Below are 20,550 nucleotides of genomic sequence, written 5' to 3'. Positions count from 1 at the left end.
GCCCACACTGAAGCGGTGGAGTCCGGCGGACGGGGAGCCGGACCTCCGGTTCACGCGCCCGACCAGCGCGCCGGCGGACCCCACCCGTGAGTACACGGCGAAGGAGCACCGTCCGACGGGGCGGGGCAAGGGGGACAGATGAGTACGGCTCAGATGGCAGCGCCCGGCCAGGAGTTCGCCGCAGCGGAGGGGGAACATGCCGGGCCGCCCCGGCAGTCGGGGGTGCCGCCCCGCCCGACGGTTGCGCCGCCGGGCGGCGGCCTGCTGGACGCGGCCGAGGGGGGACGGCTGGCCATGACGCACCAACTGCTCGGCGAGCCCGCCCGGGTGCTGGAGATCCACCGGCGCACACACCTCACGGGGGCCGCGACGCCGGACGAGATCACGGCCCTGTCGTGGGCGGCCGTCGCGTTCTGCGCCCATGGCGAGCCCGGCCGGGCGCGGGTACTGGCCCGGCTCGTGGTGGGGGCGCTCGGGCACTGCGCGGAGGCGGGCGCGCAGGCGGTCGGGCACGCGGCGGCCGCCGTCGTCGCGGCGTGCGACGGTCGGGGGGCCGTCGCCGAGCACCACCGGGAACTGGCCGAGCAGGCGGCGTGCGCGTCGGGGGACCCCGCGCTCGTCCTGCTGGTCAGGACCGGCGCCGCGCAGGAGCGGATCGAGCAGGGCGCCGCCCGCGATGTGCTCGCCTCGCTCGACACCGCGCTCACCGCGGCCGCCGCCGGACCGGAGCGCACCGAGCTGCCGCAGCTGCGGCTCGCCGCCGGGTGCCTGCGCGGCACGGCCCATCTGGCGCTCGGTGAACTCGACTACGCGGCCGCCGAGTTCGGCCGCTCGCTGGCTGGATACCAGCGGCTCGGCGAGGCGCTGGGACATGCGGCGCTCGGTGCCCAGGCGCTGCTCGGGCTCGGCGATGTGCACCGCGAGCGCGGCGCCCTCGGCCCGGCCCGGGCCGCCTATCAGGAGGCGGTGGTACGGGCCGAGCAGTGCGGCGACCGCCAGGTGCTCGCGGCCGCGCTCACCGGACTCGCGCTGGCGCGCGGCGCCGAGGAACCGCGCGCCGCCGCCCTGCTGGCCCGGCGCGCGGTCGCCCAGTGCGAGGGCCGCACCCGGATCAGGGCACTGGTCGCGGCCGGCTGGGTCGCGCTCGCCGACGAACGGCCGGAACTCGCGGCCGATTCGGTACGGCAGGCGGCGGGCGAGCCCGGCGCCCAGGGCTGTCGCACGGTCTTCGCCGAGCTCCTGGAGCTGGAGGCGATGTGCACCCGCGAACCCTGCGCCCGCGCACGGCTCCTGGAGGACGCCGAGGCCATGTGGACCGCCGCGCGCCGACCCGTCGCCGCGGCCAGGACGGCCTTCGCCCGGGCCCGGCTGACCGGGTCAGGCGACGCCGCGCGGGTGCGCCGGACGACCGCCCGGCTGCGCCGGCTGGGCATCCCGGAGGCCGCCGCCGACGCGGCGGGACTGCTCAACCGCGCGACCGCCACCCGCCGCCCCTCGGCCGCCGTCAGGGTGCTCGGCGGCTTCCAGGTGCTGCGCGACGGCAGCCCGGTCGGCCCCGAGGAGTGGCAGTCCAAGAAGGCCCGCGACCTGCTCAAACTCCTGGTGGCGCGGCGCGGGTTGCCCACCCCCCGCGAGGTCGTCGTGGAGGCGCTGTGGCCCGGCGAGGAGCCGTCCCGGTGCGCTAACCGCCTCTCGGTCGCCCTGTCGATCGTCCGCCTCGTGCTCGACCCGGAACGCCGCCTCGCGCAGGACCACTTCATCGCCGCCGACAAGCACGTCATCGGCATCGCCCGGCTCCGCGTCGACGTCCAGGACTTCCTGGCGGCGGCCCGGCACGCCCTGGCGGTCGCCGAGCGCTCCGGCGGCCACGCCTTCGCCGCGCTCGCCGACGCCGAACGCCTCTACCGGGGCGACGTGCTGGAGGACGAGCCGTACATGGAGTGGGCGGTCGCCCTGCGCGAGGAGGCCCAGGCCGTCCACACCGAACTGCTCGTCCGCCTCGCGACGGCCGCCGCCGAGCGCGAGGACCACCACGCCGAGGTCCACTTCCGGCTGCGGCTCCTGGAACGCGACCCCTACGACGAGGAGACCCACCTGGGCCTGGTGGCCCTGCTCGCGGAGGCGGGCCGGCACGGCGAGGCCCGGCGCCGCTACGGGCTGTACGCGGACCGGATGCGGGAGATCGAGGTGGCTCCGGCCGCCTTCCCGCGCCCGGGTCAGCGCGGCGCGGGCCGCGACTGATACAGCCGGGCGTGATAGCGGCCCGCGCTCTCGAGGCCGATCGGATCGTGCCCGGCGAGCACGGTCTGCGCGATGGCGTGGTCCCGCTCCACCGGCCCGGTGAACAGCCGCTGCGGGTAGGCCCGCGAGGGATCCGACTCGGTGACCAGACCGTGGGCGGCCAGCGCGGCGCGCACCGGCTCGTACGAGAAGGTCCGCAGGGCGAACGCGCTCACCCACACCGGCCGGGCCGCGCAGCCGAGCAGGGCGTCGAAGGTGCGGCTCGTGACATAGCCGACGCCTCCGGTGACGGTGATCAGACCGGTGCGCGCGACGGCCGCGCGCAGCTGCTCGCTGGGCGGCCCGGCCTCCAGGTTCTCGGCGTACGCCTCGTCGAGCAGCCCGACCGCGAGCGCGTAGCCGACGGCGTGCCGGGCGGCGTCGAGACCGATGACGGGGGTGGCGTCCGCCCGGCGCCGGGCGGCGTAGAACCGCCGGTCGCGCACGATGAGTTCGGCGACCGACAGCTCCTGCGCCCGCGGGGCGGTGTAGTGCGCGTAGAGATCGGCGAGCGTGAGGTGGTGGTTGAGGAGAGCCGCGTTGATCCCGTACGAGCAGCACAGGTCGAGCACCGTGACCGGTTCGCCGGAGCCGTGCGCCGCCGCCCGATGGGCCAGATCGCGGCGGAAGACCGCCTGCGCATGATGCGGAATCTCGTACTCCAGCGGGGCGAGCCGACGGAAGTAGGCGCGTGGGTCGGGCTCGTCGTAGATCTCGTCGAAACGGGTCTTGCCCGCTGACACGTGGCTCGTTCCTCGGCTCATGGGCGCACCTTTGCAGGCTGGGCAGCAGATGTTCCGCGCCCGAACCTCTATCGGACTCCTGGAGTGCGCCGGTAGGCCGCCGGGTGCGAACCGGCCACCCGGACCGCCGCGCCGCAGGCCGTCGTAGGCTGTGATCCATCATGAGTCTCTTCGCCATCAGTGACCTGCATGTCCGCCATGCGGAAAACCGCGCGATCGTCGACGAGTTGCGGCCCGAGTCGCCGGACGACTGGCTGATCGTCGCCGGGGACGTGGGCGAGCTGGCCGACGACGTCCTGTGGGCGATGGAACGGCTCGCCGAGCGCTTCGCGACCGTCGTGTGGACCCCGGGCAACCACGAGCTGTGGACCCCGCCGCGCGACCCGGTCCAGCTGCGCGGCGAGGAACGCTACCGGTATCTGGTGGAACGGCTGCGCGGCCTCGGGGTGGCCACGCCCGAGGACCCCTATCTCCAGTGGCCGGGACCCGACGGGCCGGTCGTCGTCGCGCCGCTCTTCGTGCTCTACGACTACACCTTCCGCCCGGACGGCACGCACACCAAGGAAGAGGCGCTGGAGGTCGCGCACCGCGCGGGCGTGGTGTGCACGGACGAGCATCTGCTCCACCCCGACCCGTACCCCAGCCGGGACGCCTGGTGCCGGGCCCGGCTCGCGTACACGCGCTCCCGCCTCGACGCGATCGAGCCGACGCTGCCGACGGTGCTGGTCAACCACTTCCCGCTGGTGCGTCAGCCCACCCGGGTACTGCGCTACCCGGAGTTCGCCCAGTGGTGCGGAACCGAGGCCACCGCCGACTGGCATGTGCGCTACCGGGCGGCCGCCGTCGTCTACGGCCATCTGCACATTCCGCGCACCATCGACGTCGACGGGGTCGCGCACACCGAGGTCTCGCTCGGCTACCCCCGGGAGTGGGGCAGCCGGTCGGCCCCGCCGCGGGGGCTGTGCCGCATCCTGCCCGAGCCGGTCTCGGTCGCCCGATGGTGAGCGGCGGCCTGCTGGAGGGCCTGCTCCCGGCGGACGTGGTCGTGGTGGAGCTGTTCGCCGACCCGGCGTCGGTCGAGCTGTTCCCGCAGGAGGCCGAGCTGGTGGCGCAGTCTGTGGACAAGCGCCGGCGCGAGTTCGCCACCGTACGGCTGTGCGCGCGCACCGCGCTGGCCCGGCTCGGACACGCGCCCGGCCCCATCGTGCCCCTCCAGGAGGGTCCGGCCTGGGCCCGGCGCGCACCGCGCTGGCCGGACGGCATCGTCGGCAGCATGACCCACTGCGACGGCTACCGCGCGGCGGCCGTGGCCCGCAGCTCCCAGGTGGCCTCGGTGGGCGTGGACGCCGAGCCCAACGCCCCCGTCCCCGACGGCGTACGGGAGATGGTCACCCTCCCCGAGGAGCGCGCGACCCTCGACCGGCTCGCGCTCTCCCACCCGGACGTGGCCTGGGACCGCATGCTGTTCAGCGCCAAGGAGAGCGTCTTCAAGGCCTGGTTCCCGCTGACCGGCCGCTGGCTCGACTTCACCGACTGCGTGGTCACGCCGGACCCGGACAACGGCACGTTCACGGGCGAGTTGAAGGTGCCGGGGCCGGTGGTGGGCGGCGTGCGCCTGGACGGCTTCACCGGCCACTGGCGCACGGTCACCGCGGACGACGGCGCGAGGCTGGTGGCCACGGCCGTGGTGGTGGGCCGCGCCGCCTCCTAAGCGTCGGTGCGGGGCCCGGACGCGGCCGCGATGTGGTCGCGGATCTCCTGGGTGATGGCCGGAAGGTGGCCGTCGATGAAGAAGTGCCCACCGGAGAACACCCGCATACGGAACGACGCCGAGGTGTGCCGCTCCCAGAGCGCGACCTCGTCGAGCTCGACCACCGGGTCGTCGTCGCCGGACAGGGCGATGACCGGGCACGTCAACGAGGAGCCCGGTTCGGGGCGGTAGGTCTCGATCGCGTGGTAGTCGCCGCGCAGCGGCGGCAGGATCATGCGCACCAGCGCCTCGTCGGCGAAGACCTGGTCGTCGGTGCCGCTCAGCAGCTTCAGATCGGCCAGCAGGTCCTCGTCGCTGCCGAGGCGGACGCGCGGGTCGCGGTGGACCGAGGGGGCGCGGCGGCCGGAGGCGAAGAGTCCGAGCGGGACGACGCCCCGCCGCTCCAGCCGCAGCGCGACCTCGTAGGCGACGGTCGAGCCCATGCTGTGGCCGAACAGCGTGACGGGCCGGTCCAGCCAGGGGTTCAGCTCGTCGACGATCCGGTCCGCCAGGGTGGATATCTCCGTGATGCACGGTTCGTTGATCCGGTCCTGGCGGCCCGGGTACTGCACGGCCAGCACGTCGACGTCCGGCGCCAGCGCCCGGGAGGTCTGGAAACAGGACGTGGCCGAACCGCCCGCGTGCGGCAGGTAGACCAGCCGGGTGGCGGCCTGCGGGGCGGGGTGGAACCGCCGGATCCAGCGGCTGCTCAAGGACGTTCCAGCCACGTTCTCATTCCCTCTCGTCGTGCGCGTTCAGCATGTGTGATCTTGCGGGGTGGGCTGTGGTCAGCCTAGGCGTTCGGCCTGACGCTTCGCCTCCACCCGCCGCTGGTGGACCCGGAGATGGAGGGTGGCCAGGTCCAGCAGTGGCGTGGGCACCGACAGGGCGCGGGCGCGGGTCACCAGGTCGCCGAAGATGTGCTCCACCTCGGTCGGGCGGCCGGCGACGAGATCGCGGTACATCGAGGACGCGAACGCCGAGTCGGTCTGGGTGACCAGGGCCGAGGTGGTGGCGATCTCGCTCTCGGGAACCGGATAGCCCGCCGCGGCCGACACCGCCGCCGCCTCGGCGACGACGGCCGGGCCGAGCTCCGAGCCGCCCGGGACGGCGTTGACGTCGCCGACCTCGCTGCGCATCAGGCAGGTCACCGTGGACAGCGTGGTGATGAAGACCCACTTGTGCCACATCGACGCGAGGATGTCGGGCGCCACGCTCGCGTCGATGCCCGCGTCCGCCAGGACCGCGCGGACGGCCTCGGTCCGGGGCGAGGCCGAGCCGTCCGGCTCGCCGATGGTGAGCACGGCCAGCGGGGCCAGGCGCACGATGTCGCCCTCGTCGTTCAGCGTGGTGATCACCTTGGCCACGCCGCCGAGCACCGGCCCCGTGCCGAAGCGCGCGGTCAACTCGTCGACATGGCGCAGGCCGTTGAGGAGCGGCACGATCACCGTCTCGGGGCCGACGGCCGGGGCGAGGTCGTCGATGGCCTGCTTCAGGGCGGTGGACTTCACCGACAGCAGGATCAGGTCGTACGGGCCCGCGAGTTCGTCGGCGGTGACGAGCTTCGGCGTGATCACCTCGTCCCCGCCCGTGCCGGTCAGCCGCAGACCCCGCTCGCGCAGGACGGCGGCGCGGTGCGGGCGCACCAGGAAGGTGACATCGCGTCCCGCTCGGGCGAGCAGGGCGCCGAAGAAGCCTCCGGTGGCTCCGGCGCCGACGACCAGGATCTTCATGGACGTACACCTTTCGTCGAATACGTCAGGAAAATGCGACAGGCAGATCAGGCAGATCAGGAAGGTGAGGAGCGGTCAGTCGCGCAGGGGTTGCAGCAGGCGGTGCGGGCGGCGCAGGGCCAGCGACACCACGTCGTCGTCCCCGTCGCCCGTGCCGAGTCCGGGGCCCGGGGTGACGAGGGTGTCCCGCACGTCCACCGCGGTGTCGCAGCGGGTGCAGCGGCCGTCGGGCGTGAGCGGTGCGTCGTCGGCGGCGTGCCGGAAGATCCGGCGCGGTCCGGCCGTCGCGTAGTGCTCGTCGCCCCAGCTCGTGAGCGCCCGCACCACCGGCCACAGCGACACGCCCTTCGGCGTCAGCTCGTAGACCTCGCGCCGCCCGGCCCCCGGCACGCGCGCGAGCACACCCGCCTCGACGAGGTTGCCGAGCCGGTCGGTGAGCACGGCACGCGGGACCGAGAGGTGCGCCGCGAAGTCGCCGAAGCGCCGCACCCCGTAGAACGCGTCCCGGACGATGAGCAGCGTCCAGCGCTCGCCGACCACTTCGAGCGAGCGGGCGAGGGAGCAGGACTGGCCGGTGTAGTCGCGGGGCAGTGTCACACGCAGACCCTAGCCGAAATGGTTCGGTGAGTGAACTGAAATCTTGAACGGCTGTCCTGCGCCGATTACGGTGGTGCGGACCCCCGTGTGCAGCGCGTGTTCGACCTGGTGCACGATCTGGGGGTACGTGGGGAGCTGCGCGCCGATCGAGATGACTGCCCGGCGCTGTGAGCGAGGGGTTGATCAGCCAGTGTTTCAAGTTGCCGACGGTCGTCGTGACGGGGTCGAAGGCGGCCACGCGGACGGCGTCGCGGGGGCGGGGGCGACGGGGGAGCAGGCCGGGCAGGACGACGGCCGCCGGGCATGGGTCGACATGTCATTGCGCTGTGTACGTTTCGTCGCGCGCACCTTGCGCGACGAGTTCCAGGGCATCGTCCTCGACCCCGTCCAGCAGCTGGTGAACCGGGGGCTGCGGGCGCTCTTCCTGGGCGTCCTCGCGTGCGTCGCGGTGGTCTTCTTCCATGACGCCGCCGCGACACACGCGGGCTCGGTGGTGATCCGGCTGGTCGGCGAGGTCAAGGCCGATCTGCCGCTGTGGCTGGCCCTGCTGCGCACGCCCATCTCGCTGTTCGTACCGGCCCTCGACCTGCCGGTCTGGGCGGGTCTGACCCAGCTCTTCCTCGGGTTCGCGCTCGCCGAGCTCACCCTCGGCCGCAAGCGCACCCTGGTGATCGCGTACGCCACGACGCTGGCCGGGACGATGAGCGCCCGTGTGATGATCGCGCTCGGGCCGGGCACCTGGGGCGGCCTCGGGCTGCCGCCGGAGATCGGGCAGGTGCTGGACACGGGGCCGTCGGCGGCCGTGGTGGGCCTGTTCACCTATCTGTCGGTGATCCGGCGGGCGCCCATCGTGTTCGGGCTGACCGGCGGCTCGATGCTGTTCGAGGCGATGTACAAGCCCAATCTGGCGGGCCGCGAGCACTTGATCGCCGTCGGTATGGCGATCGTGCTCGGTCTGCTGCACGGGCGCGTGGACCTGGGCCCGGCGGCGCTGCGGCGCAGGCTGGCGCGCTGGCGCAACCGCCGGGCGATCGCGGCGGTCGAGGCGGCCGCCGGGGCCACGGCCTGACAACGCTCCGGCGGATTCGGCTGCCGAGCCGATCGCCGAAATGGGCTGAAATCGTCACTTTTGTACACGAAACGCATAAAACTTCTGTGTGTATCGGATAACCCGTAAAGCTACACATAAAGGGCAGATAAGAGCACACTTGAGTCGCGACCGGATGTCGCAGCGGGCCAAAGACTTGCAGGCATCAGAAGGAGGCGAGTCACATGGCCGACGTCTCTCACCGACCAGGTGACATATCCGGGCACCCTGACGTATCGGAGATGCGTGACCGATACGCCGCCGTATTGCAGACCAGGGGCGTGGCAGCGGTCGAGGAGTTGGTGATCCTCGCGGGTATCTACGCGGCGATCTCCGGCTGGACCGTGCACTTCTCCGCGGCCCTCCCGACGCTCGCCCTGACGAACCTGATCGTCGGCATCGCTCTCGCGGTGATGGGTCTGTGCATGTCCATCGCTCCCGAGCGGTCGCAGGACCTCAACTTCGTGGTCCTGCTGATGGGCGCCTGGCTGATCGTCGCCCCGTGGGTGGTCGCACGCCACCCGGGTACCGGACCGGCCCTGAGCAACGTCATCACCGGTGCCGTCACCTGCCTGCTCGCGCTGGTCGCCGGCGGCATCCTGATGAGCAAGAACAGAAGGGTGACCTGATCCACGGCGGCCGCCCGCACGGCCGCCCTCCCCAGGGCCTCCGCCCGCGCCCGAGCGCGGCCGGGGGCCCGCGCCGCGTCCTCACCGCGTACGGCGAGGGCGGTTTCCCCTATCTTCCGATCGCCGCCGACCGGGTCCCAGCCATGCGCCAACTCGGTTGTCGGACACGGATACTGAGGTAGCGGCGGTAGGTGAACGAGATCGGGGCGCTCCCCCCTATCGTGGTCGCATGTCTACCGCAGAGTTGATCCGGATCGTCTCGCGCGACTCGCCGATGGCGCTCGCGCAAGTGGAACGTGTGCGCGGCGAACTCGCCGCCCTCCACCCTGATGTGACCACCGAGGTCGTCCCGGTCAAGACGACCGGCGACAAGTGGATGGGCGACCTCTCGCTGGTCGAGGGGAAGGGCGCGTTCACCAAGGAGGTGGACGCCGCGCTGCTCGCGGGCGAGGCCGATCTCGCCGTGCACTGCGTCAAGGACGTGCCGGCCGACCGCCCGCTGCCCGCGGGCACCGCCTTCGCCGCGTTCCTCAAACGCGACGACATCCGCGACGCCCTTGTCCACCCCGACGGCCTCACCCTCGACGAACTGCCCGCCGGTACCCGCATCGGCACGTCCTCGGTGCGCCGGATCGCCCAACTCGCCGCCTCCCACCCGCACCTGCGCTGCGTCCCCATGCGCGGCAACGCCAACCGCCGCCTGGAGAAGCTGACCGCGGGCGACGCCGACGCGCTGCTGCTCGCCGTCTCCGGACTCGAACGCATCGGCCGTACGGACGTGATCTCCGAGGTCCTGTCGACCGAGGTGATGTGCCCGCCGATCGGCGCGGGCATCCTCGCGCTGCAGTGCCGCGAGGGCGACCGGGAGCTGATCGACCTGGTGAGCGACCTCGGCGACCCCGACGTCCACCGGGAGGCCACGGCGGAGCGGATGTTCCTGCACGTCCTGCAGGGCCACTGCAACAGCCCCATCGCCGGATACGCCAGAGCCGCCCTGGGCGGCGATCTCTCGCTGCGCGCCTGTGTGTTCACGCCCGACGGCAAGACCGTGCTCAACGCCCACGAGTGGGCGGGCCCGCTCGACCCGGCGACCCTGGGCACCTCGGTCGCCGTCACACTGCTGCGGCAGGGGGCCCGTGAGCTCATCGACTCCATCGCGCACTGAGACCGGGAAAACCGCGACCCGGCATCGTGAGCCTAAGCCCATCGGAGGAGACGAAGCCCGACTCCAGACCGATCCGTCGAAGATCGTCCCGCCGCTAGGGTCTGTCCGGTGGATCTGGCCGCTTTCGGTGCGGGTCGCTGTTTCGGTGCTGGTGAGCGGGGTCGTGGTGCTTCCCCAAGCTCTCAACTTCGTTCGAGCAGGGGAGACCCCAATGCTGCAAGGCGGAGGAGGGCGGCGACGCGGAGCGTCGGCAACCGACGACAACGCGGCAGATGTGCGTGCCACGACCCCGCGGCCCAGGCAAGATCCACCGGACAGGCCCTAGCATGGCGCCACTCGCCGGCTTCGTCGTCGATGCCCAGTCCATCGGCGAAGCCGGCGAGAACGTAGGTTCAGTGGAACGTGACAGCGACTGGACCGGAGGACATCAGCACATGCTCAGCCGTCGTACGGATGTGATCGAGTCCCTGATGGCGCGATTCCCGCAGGTGCCGCGGGAGGCCGTCATCAAGGAGGACCTGCTGCGCGGAGGCATCGCCTTCGACGAATCGGCCCTCAGCGACAACGAGTCGGGAGAGGTCAAGCCGAAGTCGTACTTCATCTTCTCCTTCGACCACCGCACCCTGCCCGAGCTCGGCGAGGCCGCGCTGCGCCGCCCGCCGGAGGAGATCGTGCTCACGGGAGGGCCCTACGACCTGCGCCGCACGGTGGTGTCGGTGCGGGTCAACCCGACGTCGCCGTACCGGGTGGCGGCCGCCGAGGACGGAATGCTCGGCCTGTATCTGGACGGGAAGCGGATCTCGGACGTCGGGCTGCCGCCGATGCCGGAGTACTACCGGCACAAGCTCTCCAACGGCAAGTCCGTGATGGAGGTGGCCCCGACGATCCAGTGGGGGTACCTGATCTACCTCACGGTCTTCCGGGTCTGCCAGTACTTCGGCGCCAAGCAGGAGTGCCAGTACTGCGACATCAACCACAACTGGCGCCAGCACAAGGCCGCCGGGCGCCCCTACACCGGCGTCAAGCCGGTCGAGGAGATCCTGGAGGCCCTGGAGATCATCGACCGTTACGACACCGCCAAGGCGTCCACCGCGTACACCCTCACCGGCGGCGCGATCACCTCGCACGTCGGCGGGCGCGACGAGGCCGACTTCTACGGGATGTACGCCAAGGCGATCGAGGAGCGCTTCCCCGGCCGCTGGACCGGAAAGGTCGTCGCCCAGGCGCTGCCCAAGGAGGACGTGCAGCGCTTCCACGACTACGGCGTACGGATCTACCACCCCAACTACGAGGTGTGGGACCGGCGGTTGTTCGAGCTGTACTGCCCGGGCAAGGAGGAGTACGTCGGCCGCGACGAGTGGCACCGGCGCATCCTCGACTCGGCGGAGATCTTCGGCCCGCGCAACGTGATCCCCAACTTCGTCGCGGGCGTCGAGATGGCCGAGCCGTTCGGCTTCACCACGGTCGACGAGGCGATCGACTCCACGGTGGAGGGCCTGCGCTTCTTCATGTCGCGCGGCATCACCCCGCGCTTCACCACCTGGTGCCCCGAGCCCACCACCCCGCTGGGCAAGGCCAACCCGCAGGGCGCGCCGCTGGAGTACCACATCCGTCTCCTGGAGGCCTACCGGGCGACGATGGAGGAGTACGGCCTGACCTCCCCGCCCGGATACGGCCCGGCCGGTCCCGGGAAGGCGGTGTTCTCGGTGAGCTCGTTCATGGACAGCCTGCCGGTCTGATCCCGGGCGGTCGGCTCGGAAAAAAGATGGCTGTGTCCGGGAACCCCCGGACATGATTTATCGTTCATCTATATACGAGGCGGAAACGCGACGCCGTACCGCCCGTCCATGGACCGCCCCGGCTGGCTTCCCCCGTCCAGCCGGGGCTTCTCCATGTCCGGGCGCGGTGGGCCGCCGGGGCGGTGTTGCGCATTCACCCGGATGGGGTCACGCTGGTTGCGATCCCTCCGTGATCGATTGACTACTTTCCGAGTTCTCGGGGCTGTCCAGTCAAGGACGCGGCCGGTCCGCCGGCCGCTCTGATGAGGAGCGCAGTCGTGGGCGTGGTCGTGGAAATCAACCGTCAGTACACCCTTGAGCTTGAAGCCGCCCCCGAACGGGTGCCGCAGATCCGCCGGATCGTCGCCGCACACCTTCGGTACTGGAATCTGGAGTCCCTGATCCATCCGGTCGGCCTCGGGGTGTGCGAACTGCTCGGCAACGTCTACCGGCATGCCGAGGACAAGCGCTGCACGCTGGAACTGCGCTGGACGGGACGGCGGCTGACCGCCGCCGTGCTCGACCGCGACCCCCGGCTTCCGGTGCTGGGCGGCGGAGCGCCGCTCGCGGCCCCCGGCCGGGGCCTGACCATGGTGGCGTCGCTCAGCGACAGCTGGGGTACGCACGCCACGGCCGAGGGCAAGGTCGTCTGGTTCACCCTGCGGGTCGAGTCGCCCGCCCGGGAGCCCCTGGCCGCCGTGGCGCCCCTGCGGACCCTCGCGGCCGAGCGCCGTGTGCCCGTGGCGGCCATCGCCTAGTCGCCGACAGCAGGCCCGTCGGCCCGCTCAGGGGACCTCGCGCAGATACAGCGCACCGCAGGTGTGGCAGAACGGCCGCGTCTGCTCGGTACCCCAGGCGTCGGCGGGCAACTGCTTCTCCGCGAGGTCGAGTTCGCGGCCGCACATGGCCACCTCCGCGTCGCCGCGGACCATGTGCCACTCCTTCAGCGTGCTGCCCCCGGGCTCGGTCATCTCGGCGATGATGTGGTGTTCCATCGTCTGCTGCTCCTTCGTGTGGCAGGACCCGTGGGAGCCGGGCGAGCCGGGCGGGCCGTGTGCGGCCCGTCCCCACTCTGACGCCCGTCCCGGACGCTCGCATGTCGCCCATGGGCCGTCCAGGTGATCTCGGCGAGTGCCCGAGCGGTTACGTAACAACCCTGCATGGGAATGAAATCGAGCTGAAACCTTCCCATTCAAGATTCAATGTTCAGGCCACTTTAGAAACCAAAGTAGAGGCGGCTTTGCGCCTTCTTCTCCATGGCCACCCATCAGCCCGTCAAGGCTTTACCAGGGTCTGGCCTGCAACTTCAAGTGATCGTCAAGTGGCTGAGGGTGACTGGATTCGTACACGATGTTATGCGGCACTCCCGGGACTGGTTAAGACTCACGTTCGTTCTTCCATCCCTGAATGACAGGAGTGTTCGATATGCGTAAGACGCTTGGGCGTACGACTCTGGTGGCCGCGCTGGCGCTGGTGGGCGCTGCGGTCGCCGTACCGGGTGCGGCCGGCGCCGATCAGCACAACACCTCGGGTGCCACCGCGAGCCCCATGAGCCTGTACGCGCCGTCCGCCCTCGTGCTGACGGTCGCGCCGGGCTCGGGCGACGACGGTGCCTCCGTGATGCGCGCGGTCACGCTGACCTGCGCGCCCGGAGCCTCCGGCACGCACCCGGACGCGAAGGGGGCCTGCGCGGAACTCGCCCGTATGAACGGCGACTTCTCCGCGCTCATCGCGGCCCAGCCGACCGCGGTCTGTACCAAGGAGTGGAAGCCGGTCACCGTCACGGCCGACGGCGTCTGGCAGGGCAAGCGCGTCTCGGAGCGCCACACCTTCGGCAACCCGTGCGAGAAGTCCGCGGGCCAGGGAGTGGTGTTCAACTTCTGACCTGTGCGCGCGGCTCATCGCCGGTGAGCAGGTGTACACGGCGGCGGGACACCCCGAATTCCGAGGGGCTGTCCCGCCGCTTGTCGTGGTGCGGGGGATGGCGGGGTGCCGGACAATGGAGGGCGGTCGGAGGTGTCGATGGATCCCGTGACGGCCTTGCGGCGGATCGCGTTCCTGCTGGAGCGCACCCAGGCCCCCACTTACCGTGTGAAGGCGTTCCGCACGGCGGCCGCGATCGTCGCGGAGATGGCGGACGGCGAGGTCGAGAAGCGGGTCGCCGCCGGATCGCTGGAGTCGGTGCGGGGGATCGGCCCCAAGACGGCGCAGGTGGTGCGCGAGGCGCTGGACGGGCGGCTGCCGGACTATCTGCGGCGGCTGGAGGAGGAGGGCGCCGGCGGTCCGCTGGCCGAGGGCGGCGAGCGGCTCCGTGCCGAGCTGCGCGGGGACTGCCATCTGCACTCCGACTGGTCGGACGGCGGCAGCCCGATCGAGGAGATGGGGCTCACGGCCGCGGAGCTCGGCCATGAGTGGGCCGTGCTCACCGACCACTCGCCGCGGCTCACCGTGGCCAACGGCCTCTCGCCGGAGCGTTTGCGCGAGCAGTTGGCCGTGGTGGCCGAGGCCAACAAGCGCTGGGCGCCGTTCCGGCTGCTCACCGGCATCGAGTGCGACATCCTGGACGACGGCTCGCTCGACCAGGAGGACGAACTCCTCGACGTGCTGGACGTCGTCGTCGTGTCCGTGCACTCCAAGCTCCGCATGGACGCCGACTCGATGACCCGCCGCATGGTCGCGGCCGTCCGCAATCCCTACGCGAACATCCTGGGGCACTGCACCGGACGGCTGGTCACTGGCGGGCGGGGCCGACGGCCGGAGTCCGCGTTCGACGCGGACGAGGTCTTCGCCGCCTGCGCCGAGTCGGGCACCGCCGTCGAGATCAACAGCCGCCCGGAACGGCTCGATCCGCCGCGTCGGCTGCTGCGCCGCGCGGTCGACGCCGGGGTGCTCTTCTCCCTCGACACCGACGCGCACGCGCCCGGTCAGCTCGACTGGCAGGTCTACGGCTGCGCCCGGGCCGAGGAGTGCGGCGTCCCGGCCGAACGTGTCGTGACCACGTGGACCGCGAAGGAACTGCTGGCGTGGACACGGCACGGCAGGACACCGGCCCGGGTGTCGGGCTCGGGCTGACCGGCCGGACGCCTACGGGGTCGGTATGCCGAAGGTGGTGGGCAGGTGCTTGACCGTGCCCCGCACCGCGTCGGAGAGGGACGCGATGGCCGAGGTGTGCGACGGGCCGGGCTCGGGGAAGGCGCCGGTCAGCGACAGGCCGATCGCCGTGGCGAGACCGGCGGCGACGAGAGAGGCGCGGAGCACGCGAGGGGTGGTGCGCATGGCGGATGATCCTTCGGTTGCTCGGTGGGGCCGAGGCGGGCCTTCGACGACTTCGACGCTACGGGCCGAGCGTCAAGGCCACCCGTACGCCGTGTAACAGACACCGGGCTTGTTCGTCTCGAACGTGTTGATGGTTCGTCGTTCAATGAATCACCCGAACAGCAGGCACGCCGTGTCCATCGGCGGCGTCGGCCGGTTGTCAGAGCGTGATCTCAACACGACGTATCGCCACAGTCCTCGCCCTCGCCGCCGGAGTCTCGGGCCTCGGTGCGTCGGCGGCGAGCGCCGCCCCGATCGGCGGCATCAAGCCCATCGACGTCTCCCCGATCAGCACCCTGGACCAGGTCACCGCCGCTGCCGTACCGGCGGACCAGCGGAGCCAGATGCCCACCCTCAAGGCGCAGCTCACCCAGCTCAACAAGCTGAACGACCTCAACCAGCTCCACCAGGTCACCGACCTGGCCACGCCCCTCATGGGTCTGGTGCCCGCCGTCGAGTAGTCCGGCCCCACCGTCGCGGCCGCCCCCGCCGGTGCGGGCCACGTTCCTCGCGTCGCACCCGGTTCCGTACAGGTCGATGCCTGGGACAATGACGCGCACCAACGGGGGCACCCGGACGGGGGGCGCGCGTGATGCGGTACTGGCGGCGCGGGATCTGGGTGGGTGCGGTGCTCGCCACCGGGGCGGTCGTGGCGGTGGCCGTCCAGGACCGCAGCCTCAGCAGTACCGGATCGCTCGTGTCCGTTCTCGGCTTCGTCGTCTCGCTGGTGGGGCTGATCGGCAACACGCTCGGCGCCGGCGTCGGCCCGGTCCCCGGTGAGCCGTCCCCGGCCGAGCATCTGGACCACGCGGCCGACGCGCTCGCCGAGGCGGTGCGCCTGCACTGGCAGGCGGAGTGGCGGCTGCGCAGGCTCCAGGACCCCCGGCCGCTGCCGGTGCGCTGGACCACGGCGCCGCCGTGGCTCGCGGACTTCGACGAGAACACCGGGCTGCGCCACGGCGGCGCGGCCGAACTCGACGGCGTACTGGACGACATCACCCGGGTGTTCGCGCGTGTCCCGTCGCGGCGCCTGGTGGTGCTCGGCGCGCCCGGCAGCGGCAAGACGGTCCTCGCCGTCCGCTTCACCCTGGACGCCCTGGCACACCGCGACACCGGTGACCCGGTGCCGGTGATCTTCCCCCTCGCCACCTGGCAGCCCGACACCACCAGCCTGTACGCCTGGCTCGCGACCCGGCTCGCGGACGGCTACCCGGCGCTGGGCTCCGTCCAGCCGTCGGGCGCGCTGCTGGCGGCGGAACTTCTGGAGACCGGCCGCGTCCTTCCCGTACTGGACGGCCTGGACGAACTCGCCGCGCCCGTACGCGCAGAGGCCGTGCGACAGCTCAACTCCGGCCTGGACCAGGGAAGTCCGGTGCTGCTGACCTGCCGCAGCCAGGTGTACGCCCAAGTCGTCACCGACGGCGACGTGTTCACGGCGGCGGCCGTCGTCGAGCTCCAGCCGCTCGCCTTCGAGGAGGCCGCCGCCTTCCTGCGGCTCACCGCCCGGCCGCTGCGCGGACCGGCGGGGGAGCGGACCACCGCCTGGGACCCGGTGCTCGCCCGCTCACGGCCCGGCGACCCGATACGCCAGGTGCTGGCCTCGCCCCTGATGGTGGCGATGGCGCGAGCCGTGTACGGGGAGTCGGGCAACGACCCCATGGAGCTGGTGCGGCGGCCCGAGTTCGCCGACGCCACGGCCCTTGAGGAGTACCTGCTCGACGGTTTCGTCCCCGCCGCCTTCGCCGGATCCACGCGCTGGGACGCGGGCCGCGCCGGGCACTGGCTGCGCTTCCTCGCCCGCCACCTGGAACACCGGCACACCCGGGACCTGGCCTGGTGGGAGCTGCACACCGCGCTGCCCCGGCCGCTGCCCCGGCTCGGCCCGCTCCTGCTGCTCGGGCTGCTCGGCGAGGCGGTGTGTCTGCCGCTGTGGGCGCTCGGCGGCGACCCCGCGCTGCCGGCCGTCACCGCCGCCACCGTGGCCGGGGCCTGCGCGGGATACGCCGCCGGGCCCCGGCCGCGCCGCCAGTGGCTGCTGCCGCTGCTGTACGCGGTCCCGCTCAGCCTGCTCGTCGGGCTGACCCGGCCGCTGAGTCAGGACCCTTGTCTCGCCGTGCCGTTCGCGGGCATGCCGCGCGCGCTCGGCTGGCTCGCGGTGGGCGGGCTCTACGGACTGGTGATCGCGACGGGCCTCGCGGCCATCAACATCCCGACCTCGCCCCTTCCGTCGACGATGCCGTTCTTCGGCCGCAGACGCCGGCGCAGACCCCTGCGGCGCCGGGCCGCCCGGGGCGAGCCGGGGGATGCCGCTGCCACGACGGCGAGAGCGCGCGACCCCGCCGGGCGGGCGCGCCGACTGGGCCGGGCCATGACGCACGGGCTCTCCGTCGGGCTGCTCGCGGGCCTGGCGCTGGGGGCCGTGTTCACGGTGACCGAGGGAGCCTCGGCGGCGGTACGGGCGGTCGTGCGCGACGACTTCCCGGTGCGCGGCCCGGTGGCTCACGCGCCCGACGGTTCCCGGTACGTCGACGCGCCGGACGGCACGCGCTACGGCCTGCGCGCGGACGGGGGCACGTATGCCGTTCTGCCGGAACCGGTCCACGGCACGCTGGTCCAGCACTCCGGTACGGACGCATTCGCGCTCCCCGACGACGTACGCGACCTCGGCCTCTGCGACCCACCGGCCCGCTGCACGGCCGTCGACCAGCGGCTCACGATCGCCGCGCACGACCACCGATCCGACGGCGAGGTCTTCACCGTCCGGCTCACCGACGGCCGGAGCGTCGGCTCATACGATCTGTCACCCCTGCTGAACACCGCGCAGAGCGAGTGGCTGACCCGGCAGAGCCCCGGCCGGATCCTGCGCTCGGCGGTCGTCTTCGGTCTGGCGGGCGGCCTCGGCCTCGGCCTCGTCGCCGGGATCGCGGCGGGGCTGCACCGGTGGCTGGGGGCGCCGGCCGATGTGACCCGCAGCCTCGGCCCGTCGGCGAGCCTGGCGACCGACCGGGGCACGGCGCTGGTCCGCGCGCTGCTGATCTATCTCGCCGCCGTCCTGGTGGGCGGCGCGCTGCCGCGCCTGCTCGCGCTGCCGGACGCCGCGACCGTCGGCGCGTACGCCCTGATCCCGACCGGTGTGGTCACGGCCGCGCTGTCGGCATGGGGGCGGCTCGGCGCGGCTCGGCTGTGGCTGTGCGCGTGCGGCGCGCTGCCCTGGCGGCTGATGGCGTTCCTGGGCGAGGCCCATCGGCTGGGCGTGCTGCGGCATGCCGGCGCGGTGTACCAGTTCCGGCACGCACGGCTTCAGGAGCGCCTGGCGCTCCCGCCTCGGAGCGCCGACGCCGTCGATGGACGGTGATCGCGCGTCTACTCGTCCCAGGCCTGCACCACGGTGTGGTCGATGATCTTGCCGTCCTTGAGCGAGGCCATCGAACTGGCCATGACGCGTACGCCGTCGGGGTACTGACAGGACTCCGTGTAGGCGATGTGGTCGCCCTGGATCACGCACTGCTCCAGCTTGTGGGTCATGTCGCGGCCGTAGACGTCGTTGAGCATCTTGCTGATCTCGGACTGGCCGTGCATGACCGTCGGGTGGCTGGGCTGGGAGTTGCGGTCGATGACGCGGATCTCGGCGTCGTCGGCGTAGAGCGAGAGCAGCGCGGACGCGTTGCGGCCCTCTATGCCTTGGCGCAGCGTTTCGGTGTCGAAGGCGGGACCTATGCCCATGACGACCTCCTCGGAAGGGTCGCGGCCCGCGCCTGGTGGGTCGCGACGGGCCTACGTTTCGAGCGTCCTCCCGTGGGGCGCGGACAGCAAACCGTGCGACACGCGCGGATCCGTCCCGCGCCGTCCGGTCGGACGACCGCGTCGATCAGCATGAACACGGCAACCGCGAGCAGCACGTACGCGAAGACCTTCCGCAGCGTGCCGCCGGAGACCTTCGCGGACAGCCGCTTGCCGTCCCACGCGCCGAGCACGGCGGCCCCCGTGAAGGGGCCGCCGACCGCCCGGTCCAGCCCTTCGGCGGTGCCGGTCCGGGCCGGCAGCGCGGCCGGCGAGTTGACGGTGATGACCAGCAGACTGGTGCCCACGGCGGCCCGCATCCGCAGGCCCACCACACCGACCAGCGCCGGAACCGCGAGAAACCCGCCGCCCACCCCGAGCACCCCGGTCACCGCCCCGAGCCCGGCCCCGGCGCCGACCGTGCGCCGCCACCCGGCGGGCTTCTCCCTGTATGCGGAGTCCGGCGGGCGCAGCATCCGCACCGCAGCCACGCCCGCGATCACCGCGAACGCCCCGGTCAGTACGGCGTCCGGCACCCGGCCCGCGACCGCTCCGCCCAGCGCCGCCGGGACCAGACCGGCCGCCGCGAAGAGCCCGTCGCCGCGCCAGCGGACCCGGCCGTCCCGGGCGTGCGCGCAGAGCGCGGCGGCCGAGGTCGCCGTCACGATGATCAGGCTCGCGGTGGTCGCCGCGACCGGGGTGAAACCGAGCAGACAGATCAGCGCGGGCACCGCGAGCACACTGCCGCCGCCTCCGAGCGCGGCCAGCGCGAGCCCGATCACCGCCCCGGCGGCCAGGGCGAGAACCAGGGCGCTCACGCGCGTGCGGCGGTCACGGCGAGCCCGGCCTCCCGTGCGGCGGTGAACGCGTCGTCGACCGCGACGACCTCCCGGCCCGCCGCGTCGGCGAGTGAGGCGGCGATGGCGGCCCGCATACCACCCGCGCAGTGCACCCACACGGTCCCGGGCGGTATCTCCCCGAGCCGGTCCCGCAGTTGATGCACCGGCAGATGCAGTGAGCCCACGACGTGACCGGTCGCCCGCTCGGAGTCGCGCCGTACGTCGAGGACGACCACGTTCCCGTCGGCGGCCGCCAGGTCGGCGAAACGGGCGCGCGGGAACGAGCGCGGGCGCTCCCCGTCGCGCACCCAGTCGACCGGCGAGCCGATGGCGGCCGCGGCCGGGCGGTCGATGCCGGGGCGGGGCCCGCCGCGTTCAGCGGGCCCATGTGCTCGTAGTACGCGGGTACGTCGTCGAGCCCGGCCGTCAGTCCGGCGAGGAAGGTCTCGACGTCCTTGACCAGCGCCTCGTTGCCGGCGCGCTCCTTGCCGACGGTGGTGGGGCCGCCGTCGGCGGGCGCCGAGGAGCAGAAGCTGCCGAAGCCGTGGGTGGGCAACACGGCGGTCTCGTCCGGCAGTTCGGCGGTGAGCCGGTGAGCCGGGCGAGCTCCAGACCGCCGGACACGTAGTCGTTGTGCACATGCGTCTCGCAGACGTACGCGATCCGTACGCCCCGCCGTGCGGCGGCCGCGATCACCCGGTCGACGTCCCTCGGCGGGTCGATCACCACGGCGGTGCGGGCGCCGCCCGCCAGATAGCCGCGGTTGCCGAGTCCCGGCACCTCGATGGTGTCGATGAAGAACACGTCGTACTCCTCTCGTTTTCCGTCGCGGCGGCCGAAAATTACCCCCCGGG

Annotated in this window: 19 protein-coding genes and 2 pseudogenes; 12 read left to right on the top strand and 9 right to left on the bottom strand. The window is 72.4% G+C overall.

Going from position 1 to position 20,550, the window contains the following annotated elements:
* The first annotated feature begins 138 nt into the window (after positions 1-138).
* Positions 139-2,241 (top strand): BTAD domain-containing putative transcriptional regulator, encoded by a 2,103-nt coding sequence (locus ACGFRG_RS03735; protein ID WP_393261027.1) that lies wholly within the window; start codon positions 139-141, stop codon positions 2,239-2,241.
* On the opposite strand, the gene ACGFRG_RS03730 is transcribed toward ACGFRG_RS03735, so the two are convergent.
* On the bottom strand, positions 2,217-3,044 hold the full coding sequence (locus ACGFRG_RS03730) for a hypothetical protein (protein ID WP_393261024.1): 828 nt from the start codon (positions 3,042-3,044) through the stop codon (positions 2,217-2,219). The genes ACGFRG_RS03735 and ACGFRG_RS03730 overlap by 25 nt on opposite strands.
* A gap of 140 nt (positions 3,045-3,184) precedes the next feature.
* Here ACGFRG_RS03730 and ACGFRG_RS03725 point away from each other — a divergent pair, with 140 nt between their 5' ends.
* Complete coding sequence (locus tag ACGFRG_RS03725) at positions 3,185-4,027, top strand: metallophosphoesterase (protein ID WP_361418090.1); 843 nt, start codon at positions 3,185-3,187, stop codon at positions 4,025-4,027.
* 8 nt (positions 4,028-4,035) lie between these two features.
* Entirely contained in the window at positions 4,036-4,734 is a 699-nt protein-coding gene (locus tag ACGFRG_RS03720) for a 4'-phosphopantetheinyl transferase (protein WP_393261812.1), read from the top strand.
* Here the strand turns inward: ACGFRG_RS03720 and ACGFRG_RS03715 are convergent.
* From ACGFRG_RS03715 to ACGFRG_RS03705, 3 genes are all read right to left on the bottom strand, one after another.
* Positions 4,731-5,501, bottom strand: coding sequence for an alpha/beta fold hydrolase (locus ACGFRG_RS03715; protein WP_361418084.1), 771 nt, complete (start codon positions 5,499-5,501; stop codon positions 4,731-4,733). The genes ACGFRG_RS03720 and ACGFRG_RS03715 overlap by 4 nt on opposite strands.
* A 60-nt stretch (positions 5,502-5,561) precedes the next feature.
* Positions 5,562-6,506 carry a ketopantoate reductase family protein gene (locus ACGFRG_RS03710; RefSeq protein ID WP_393261021.1) on the bottom strand — a complete coding sequence of 315 codons (945 nt, stop codon included), beginning with the start codon at positions 6,504-6,506 and terminating at the stop codon, positions 5,562-5,564.
* A gap of 75 nt (positions 6,507-6,581) precedes the next feature.
* Complete coding sequence (locus tag ACGFRG_RS03705; RefSeq protein WP_361418078.1) at positions 6,582-7,103, bottom strand: helix-turn-helix domain-containing protein; 522 nt, start codon at positions 7,101-7,103, stop codon at positions 6,582-6,584.
* A 313-nt stretch (positions 7,104-7,416) separates the two neighbouring features.
* On the opposite strand from ACGFRG_RS03705, the gene ACGFRG_RS03700 reads away from it, so the two are divergent.
* From ACGFRG_RS03700 to ACGFRG_RS03680, 5 genes are all read left to right on the top strand, one after another.
* Positions 7,417-8,172: a hypothetical protein gene (locus ACGFRG_RS03700; RefSeq protein WP_361418362.1), complete on the top strand. Its 756-nt coding sequence runs from the start codon at positions 7,417-7,419 to the stop codon at positions 8,170-8,172.
* A gap of 260 nt (positions 8,173-8,432) precedes the next feature.
* Positions 8,433-8,819, top strand: coding sequence for an SPW repeat protein (locus ACGFRG_RS03695; protein ID WP_361418075.1), 387 nt, complete (start codon positions 8,433-8,435; stop codon positions 8,817-8,819).
* Positions 8,820-9,048: 229 nt separating this feature from the next.
* Entirely contained in the window at positions 9,049-9,984 is a 936-nt protein-coding gene (gene hemC, locus ACGFRG_RS03690) for a hydroxymethylbilane synthase (protein WP_361418072.1), read from the top strand.
* A gap of 434 nt (positions 9,985-10,418) precedes the next feature.
* On the top strand, positions 10,419-11,723 hold the full coding sequence (locus tag ACGFRG_RS03685) for a radical SAM protein (protein ID WP_361418359.1): 1,305 nt from the start codon (positions 10,419-10,421) through the stop codon (positions 11,721-11,723).
* A gap of 317 nt (positions 11,724-12,040) precedes the next feature.
* Positions 12,041-12,520: an ATP-binding protein gene (locus ACGFRG_RS03680; protein WP_393261017.1), complete on the top strand. Its 480-nt coding sequence runs from the start codon at positions 12,041-12,043 to the stop codon at positions 12,518-12,520.
* 27 nt (positions 12,521-12,547) lie between these two features.
* Here ACGFRG_RS03680 and ACGFRG_RS03675 read toward each other — a convergent pair whose 3' ends face one another.
* Positions 12,548-12,757, bottom strand: a complete 210-nt coding sequence (locus tag ACGFRG_RS03675; protein WP_361418066.1) for a hypothetical protein — start codon at positions 12,755-12,757, stop codon at positions 12,548-12,550.
* Positions 12,758-13,187: 430 nt separating this feature from the next.
* Here ACGFRG_RS03675 and ACGFRG_RS03670 point away from each other — a divergent pair, with 430 nt between their 5' ends.
* Both ACGFRG_RS03670 and ACGFRG_RS03665 read left to right on the top strand, forming a co-directional pair.
* Positions 13,188-13,646, top strand: a complete 459-nt coding sequence (locus tag ACGFRG_RS03670; protein WP_361418063.1) for a subtilase-type protease inhibitor — start codon at positions 13,188-13,190, stop codon at positions 13,644-13,646.
* Positions 13,647-13,784: 138 nt separating this feature from the next.
* The gene (locus ACGFRG_RS03665; protein WP_393261014.1) at positions 13,785-14,834 is read left to right on the top strand and encodes a PHP domain-containing protein; all 1,050 of its coding nucleotides are present in this window, start codon (positions 13,785-13,787) and stop codon (positions 14,832-14,834) included.
* A gap of 12 nt (positions 14,835-14,846) precedes the next feature.
* On the opposite strand, the gene ACGFRG_RS03660 is transcribed toward ACGFRG_RS03665, so the two are convergent.
* The gene (locus tag ACGFRG_RS03660) at positions 14,847-15,038 is read right to left on the bottom strand and encodes a hypothetical protein (protein ID WP_393261012.1); all 192 of its coding nucleotides are present in this window, start codon (positions 15,036-15,038) and stop codon (positions 14,847-14,849) included.
* Positions 15,039-15,244: 206 nt separating this feature from the next.
* Here ACGFRG_RS03660 and ACGFRG_RS03655 point away from each other — a divergent pair, with 206 nt between their 5' ends.
* Together ACGFRG_RS03655 and ACGFRG_RS03650 are read left to right on the top strand one after the other, a co-directional pair.
* A complete protein-coding gene (locus ACGFRG_RS03655) occupies positions 15,245-15,538 on the top strand; it encodes a hypothetical protein (protein ID WP_361418054.1) in 294 nt (97 codons plus the stop codon).
* Between the two features lie 131 nt (positions 15,539-15,669).
* Entirely contained in the window at positions 15,670-18,432 is a 2,763-nt protein-coding gene (locus tag ACGFRG_RS03650) for an NACHT domain-containing protein (protein WP_393261009.1), read from the top strand.
* Between the two features lie 8 nt (positions 18,433-18,440).
* Here the strand turns inward: ACGFRG_RS03650 and ACGFRG_RS03645 are convergent, their stop codons facing one another.
* The 3 genes and pseudogenes from ACGFRG_RS03645 to ACGFRG_RS03635 all read right to left on the bottom strand — a co-directional run bounded on the left by ACGFRG_RS03645 (position 18,441) and on the right by ACGFRG_RS03635 (position 20,500).
* Complete coding sequence (locus ACGFRG_RS03645; protein WP_361418048.1) at positions 18,441-18,800, bottom strand: nuclear transport factor 2 family protein; 360 nt, start codon at positions 18,798-18,800, stop codon at positions 18,441-18,443.
* Positions 18,801-18,931: 131 nt separating this feature from the next.
* A pseudogene (locus ACGFRG_RS03640) lies at positions 18,932-19,675 on the bottom strand (sulfite exporter TauE/SafE family protein); the annotation flags it as partial.
* Positions 19,672-20,500: pseudogene (locus tag ACGFRG_RS03635) on the bottom strand (rhodanese-like domain-containing protein). The pseudogenes ACGFRG_RS03640 and ACGFRG_RS03635, both read right to left, overlap by 4 nt.
* Positions 20,501-20,550 lie beyond the last annotated feature (50 nt).

Origin of the sequence: Streptomyces sp. NPDC048696, from assembly GCF_043198895.1 — a bacterium.
Lineage (GTDB): Bacteria > Actinomycetota > Actinomycetes > Streptomycetales > Streptomycetaceae > Streptomyces.
The sequence above is the reverse complement of the archived record's forward strand: the minus strand, read 5'-3'. Positions and strand labels throughout refer to the sequence as shown.